The organism is Pseudomonadota bacterium (assembly GCA_022361155.1).
Lineage (GTDB): Bacteria > Myxococcota_A > Polyangia > Polyangiales > JAKSBK01 > JAKSBK01.
This window is the reverse complement of record JAKSBK010000190.1, coordinates 1-4,785: the sequence shown is the minus strand read 5'-3', so window position 1 is coordinate 4,785 and position 4,785 is coordinate 1. Positions and strand designations below refer to the sequence as shown.

At 61.6% G+C, this 4,785-nt stretch carries 5 protein-coding genes; all 5 read left to right on the top strand.

Annotation, left to right across the window (positions count from 1 at the left end; translation table 11 throughout):
- The first annotated feature begins 1,245 nt into the window (after window positions 1-1,245).
- The 5 genes from MJD61_07030 to MJD61_07010 all read left to right on the top strand — a co-directional run bounded on the left by MJD61_07030 (window position 1,246) and on the right by MJD61_07010 (window position 4,704).
- Window positions 1,246-1,395 carry a hypothetical protein gene (locus tag MJD61_07030; protein ID MCG8555029.1) on the top strand — a complete coding sequence of 50 codons (150 nt, stop codon included), beginning with the start codon at window positions 1,246-1,248 and terminating at the stop codon, window positions 1,393-1,395.
- Between the two features lie 220 nt (window positions 1,396-1,615).
- Window positions 1,616-1,921, top strand: a complete 306-nt coding sequence (locus MJD61_07025; protein ID MCG8555028.1) for a hypothetical protein — start codon at window positions 1,616-1,618, stop codon at window positions 1,919-1,921.
- 272 nt (window positions 1,922-2,193) lie between these two features.
- Window positions 2,194-2,748, top strand: a complete 555-nt coding sequence (locus tag MJD61_07020) for a hypothetical protein (GenBank protein MCG8555027.1) — start codon at window positions 2,194-2,196, stop codon at window positions 2,746-2,748.
- Window positions 2,749-2,836: 88 nt separating this feature from the next.
- Complete coding sequence (locus tag MJD61_07015; GenBank protein MCG8555026.1) at window positions 2,837-3,184, top strand: hypothetical protein; 348 nt, start codon at window positions 2,837-2,839, stop codon at window positions 3,182-3,184.
- Between the two features lie 5 nt (window positions 3,185-3,189).
- The gene (locus tag MJD61_07010) at window positions 3,190-4,704 is read left to right on the top strand and encodes a DUF3987 domain-containing protein (protein MCG8555025.1); all 1,515 of its coding nucleotides are present in this window, start codon (window positions 3,190-3,192) and stop codon (window positions 4,702-4,704) included.
- Window positions 4,705-4,785 lie beyond the last annotated feature (81 nt).

The following is a 4,785-nucleotide window of genomic DNA, read 5'->3' as shown; positions in this document are numbered from 1 at the left end:
CCAAGTTCTGGAAGCAGCAAAACGCCGAAGGCATGATCCTGCTACGCAGCTACCTCAAGGCAGGGCGTTTCGACGACCTCATCAACTGGTCCATCGCCACCGCCGCTCCTTGGTGTCCAGATAATGACATTCCATCCCTCATCAGCGAGGTGGCTTGATGGGCCCCTTTGCGTCACCGCGCCCCGCCTTGGGCGCCCGGCCGGCGGTGACCTTGTCGCGGGCTTGTCAAACAGGGCTTGCACACTGCACCGAAGAGCGTTCGCGAACTTGGCGAGGCTGTGCAGGGACAGATTCCGGCGACCCGCCTCGCAGTCCTGGACGTAGCGGAGGCTGAGCTTGGCCTCATCTGCAAGGCGCTGTTGAGTCCACCCCTGTGCCTCCCGCTGCTCGGCGATGCGCCGGCCGACGGCGCGCTGCAGGCGCTCGGGGTCTACGCGTCTCACGCCTCACAACGTCACCAATCCTGGACGCGTCGAATACGATCTTATAGAATCGTATTATGGAGTAGTGGTAGCTCCAGCGAGGCGCGGAACGCGGTTCGCGACAGCGTGCGATTCAGCAAGAGGCGGAGCGGAGGGACCGACATGCGAGTACTGACCACGTGGTGTGCGCTTTCTATGATCTTTGCCCTTGCTGGTTGTGGTGGCGATGATGACTGCACGCCCATAACCGATACCTACACTCTCACGTCGGAGCGAGATCCCACCAATGCGGGTGACTGCCCAGAATCAATGTCGAGCGGTTCGTCTGGGCCAACTACCTTGCAGATCTTCGATCGGGGAAACGGCCGTGTTGAGATCGTCTTCGTTGAGCTTGCTGGCACCTGCACAGCCTTCGCTCAAGGTTGCACTATTCTCACGACGTGCGAACTGACAAGCCCAACCGGCGAAACAGTTGCGCGCCTCCAGCTCGATTGGGTTCTCAGCGAACGCGGATTCGCCGGTTCGAGCTCACTGGGCGTGCTTCCCGGTATGTCGGCGGCTACTCCAAAGGGCTGTACTGTGAACTTCCTCGACGTCGGCACGAGGCGGTAGTCAACCGTAAGCATGCTCGAGACCGCCGCTGGCGTTGAGCATCTTGGAGTAGCGCGGGCACACTGGGGGCTTGATCCGCCGCTCGGTCTGTCAGGGCCGTGGGCAAAGCAGCTCTTGCCTAAAGGCGATCGGCTGCACCGTGCCGCGCTCAGAGCTGCAGCTTCGGCAACAGCCGCTACAAACGAAGCGTCCAGCCGCCCTACGCACCTCGGTGACCCGTGTCGCTGCGGGGCACCGGGAACCCCGAGTGGAGCTGGGGGACCTGCGGATCTTCCCAGAGCGAAGCCGCCTGGATCGCGCCATGGAGACGCTGCGGAGCAGCCACCAGCTCGTGAGGCAGGTGCTCTCGGGCAAACGCTAGCCAACTGAGAGGTGAGCCCGCTCGGCGCCCCTGAACTACCCGCCGAAAGTGGGCAAGTAAGAGGGTGTCGCAGATTTGAACATAATAACAACAAGTGGTTACGGAAAGAAGGCGCTCATAGCCTCCCAGAAACCTCGAGGGGACCACAGCCCTGCCCCAGTGGTCGAAACCGGATCTGAGCCGGCCAGCCGGGCTCAATGGCGTTAGGCTTCCAGAGGGCATGCCAGCACCACGCAAACCTCGACCCCGCAACGGCGGTGCCACGATCTCTGACCTGGCCGCCTATTTCCGTCGGCGCACGACGTACGTCAGGCGCCTGGCTGAGATCGCCGGCCTCTCCATCCGCACCGTCAAGCCCGTACGCAACGGTGGCCGCGATACCCGCCCACGACAGACACAACGCCGCGAAACCGAGCCGCTCTCGGAGGAGCAAGTGCGCGCCGTCCTTTGCCTGCACTACTACCGGCAAGGGCTGCCACTGACAGGCTGGGTCATACCGGCGACAGAGCTTCGAGAAGGGCTGTAGGTGGGGCGATCCCCTTCGCTGCGCCTACCCCTCTCGCGTTGGTCATGCAACGCGGTACGAGTCTTTCAACGCTGGAGTGAGACGGAAAACGGGCTTTTGTCGGTTTTGTCAGAGACCGGCCCCTCGCGCCGACGTTTTTTTCCGCCACTGGCAAACGCCCTGGGGAATCGGTGGCGGCGAGATCGCGGCACCGTCTGACCCCATACGCATAAGCTACAATACCACAGCGTTCAGTGCCCCGGGCGCACATACTGCTGCAAGGCCAACTTCCCATGAACCGTCTGACAAAACCGACAAAGCGATCCCGCTTGCCCCTGGATGCACCATTTCCAGGCCAACCCTCGTGGACGGTGCGCATAGCGATCGAAGGAGCGTTGAATGCGCTCAAAGATGCTCAAGACCTAGACCATGCCTACGAAGAGGTCCGCAAGCATGCCCGCGACACCCGAGCCGGTCTCGTCAAGGCCTTAGGCGCGGCGGGGGCGCTGCAGGCACCGCCGCCCCCGCCGTTTCCGTTTTGCGCCGATTCCTGGGAGCGACATCGACAGGACGTCTGGAGAGAAGTCAAGGCGGCTCGGGATGATCTCGAACAGATCGCCAAGCGCGTTCTTGCAGCGATGGAAGGCGCTTATGGACACGTGCAGCGGTCGCGCGGGCGGCCGTCTGAGCCACAGATCGACATCGCGGTCCTCGTCCTTGATCAATGCGGCTATTCACCAAGTGAGATCGAGAATGAACTGAACAGTATCCTTAGGCAGAAGACGACGGCTGAATCTGTGCGCAGCCGCCTTGGTCGTGTCCGAAAAAACTTGGATACATCTCAGTAGGTCCTGCTCTGCTTCAGGAATGGATCATAATAGCATCGGCTTTTTGCCCGCTTGAAATGCGCCCACCTAGGGCATCAGGATAGCCAGTATGCCTACTGGCAATCACTACTATGACGATGAGGCGCTCGCTCGCGTCGCCAAAGTGCCCCTGCGGCGCGTCAGGCAGTGGCGAGCGCGCGGGCTACTCCCGTTTGCCGTGCGACCAGCGGGCACAAGGAAGAACCTGTACCCTGTTGCGCAGGTACACGCGTGGCTCGAGGGGAGAGCAGCGGATTGGGGAACAGTACGTCGAGACGATGGGCTTCGGTTCCTACTGACCGAAGCGAGCTCACGCATCCGATGCATGCTTGCCGACCCGGAAGCCATCACACCGGAAGCACAGCGGGAACAACTGTCACTCCTGGCAGATGTCATCGCCGACTACCTTGCTGGATAAGCGGCATGATGGAAGCGCTCCGCACAAGCGACGGGCCTCTCTGGCCCCCTCCCGAAGAGTTGCCCGACGTCCTTCCCGACGTCCCCGACTTCGATGATCGGCTTCTTCCCGACGCGTTGCGCCCATGGCTTTCCGACGTAAGCGATCGAACACAATGCCCGCCGGAGTACCTTGCGGTTGGAGCTATCGTCGCGTTGGGTGCCGTCGTGGGTCGAGGCTGCTGCATTCGCCCGAAGAAGCGCGACGACTGGACCGTCGTACCCAACCTGTGGGGCGCGCTAGTGGGCCCACCATCGTCTATGAAATCGCCAGCGCTCGCGGAGGCACTGACACCGCTGCGTATGCTTGAGCGCCAGGCCAGAGAGACCTACAAACGCGAGGCCCTCCAGTACGAGTTCCAGGCCCTTGTTGCGGACAGCAGAAAGAGGGCTCTTCAGGCTCGGTTGCGGAAGGACGTCAAGCAGGACGAGCTGGAGGCACTCAGGAAGCAGTACCAACAGGAGACCGCAACTGCAGAACCAGTCGAGCGTCGCTACATTGTAAACGACGCGACCGTTGAAAAGCTCGGCGTGCTTCTCCGAGACAACCAACGGGGTTTGCTGCATTTCCGCGACGAGCTCTCCGGTTGGCTTGGAAACCTGGACCGCGCAGGACGGGAGAACGACCGAGCCTTCTACCTCGAGTCGTGGAATGGTGACGGTTCATACACCTATGACCGCATCGGACGCGGGACCGTCCACGTGGAGGCGGCCTGCGTGTCAATGCTAGGTGGCATCCAACCTGGCCCCTTGGCACGCCACCTGCGTGATGCCGTGTTCGGACGGAGCGGCGCCGATGGCCTAGTCCAACGCTTCCAGCTGCTGGTCTATCCATCGCGAACCCCGGTCTGGCGAAACATCGACCGACGCCCCGATACGGCGGCGCGCAACCAGGCTCTGGCGATCTACCGCCGCCTGGACTCACAATGCCTGGCCACCTCAGGATCGAACAACGCTTTAGCATTCACGCATTTTGCACCCGAAGGTCAGGAGTTTTTTGACGGCTGGCGTTCAGAACTGGAACGGCGTTTGCGCACGAATCACGAACATGAAGCCGTCGAGGCCCACCTAACTAAGTACCGGTCGCTGATGCCGGCGCTGGCGCTATTGTCACACCTCGCTGACACCTCCGATGGCCACGGTAATGGCGTCGAGCTGCGCCACGCACAACGTGCCGCCGCACTCTGCGATCTTCTGGAGGCTCACGCACGCCGTGTGTACTCCTGCGTTGCGTTTGGGGAAGGGCTACACGCAGCGTGGGAATTGCGCAAACGACTGCAGGCAGGGGAGCTTCGTTCTCCGTTCACCATGCGTGACGTGTACCGCAGGGGATGGCCGTGTCTTCGCAACAAAAAGGAGGTTGAGCCAGCCGTGCACACCCTGGAGGAGTACGGATGGTTACGCGTGGAGGATATCGGCGGTACGGGCGGACGCCGACGACATGAGATCAGGCTTCACCCGCTGCTGGAGCGCAAGAGGTAGCGCAGCTGACGGATCCCCCCATTTTGGGAGCTGGGCTAATTTCCTGAGATTGTAGGGAATTTTTGTTTCGGTCGTGCGGTT

What these genes read in the sequence shown, in the direction of transcription:
- MJD61_07025 (MCG8555028.1), top strand. Translation starts at nt 1,616, where the DNA reads ATGCCAGCACCACGCAAACCTCGACCCCGCAACGGCGGTGCCACGATC.
- MJD61_07010 (MCG8555025.1), top strand. Translation starts at nt 3,190, where the DNA reads ATGATGGAAGCGCTCCGCACAAGCGACGGGCCTCTCTGGCCCCCTCCC.
- MJD61_07015 (MCG8555026.1), top strand. Translation starts at nt 2,837, where the DNA reads ATGCCTACTGGCAATCACTACTATGACGATGAGGCGCTCGCTCGCGTC.
- MJD61_07020 (MCG8555027.1), top strand. Translation starts at nt 2,194, where the DNA reads ATGAACCGTCTGACAAAACCGACAAAGCGATCCCGCTTGCCCCTGGAT.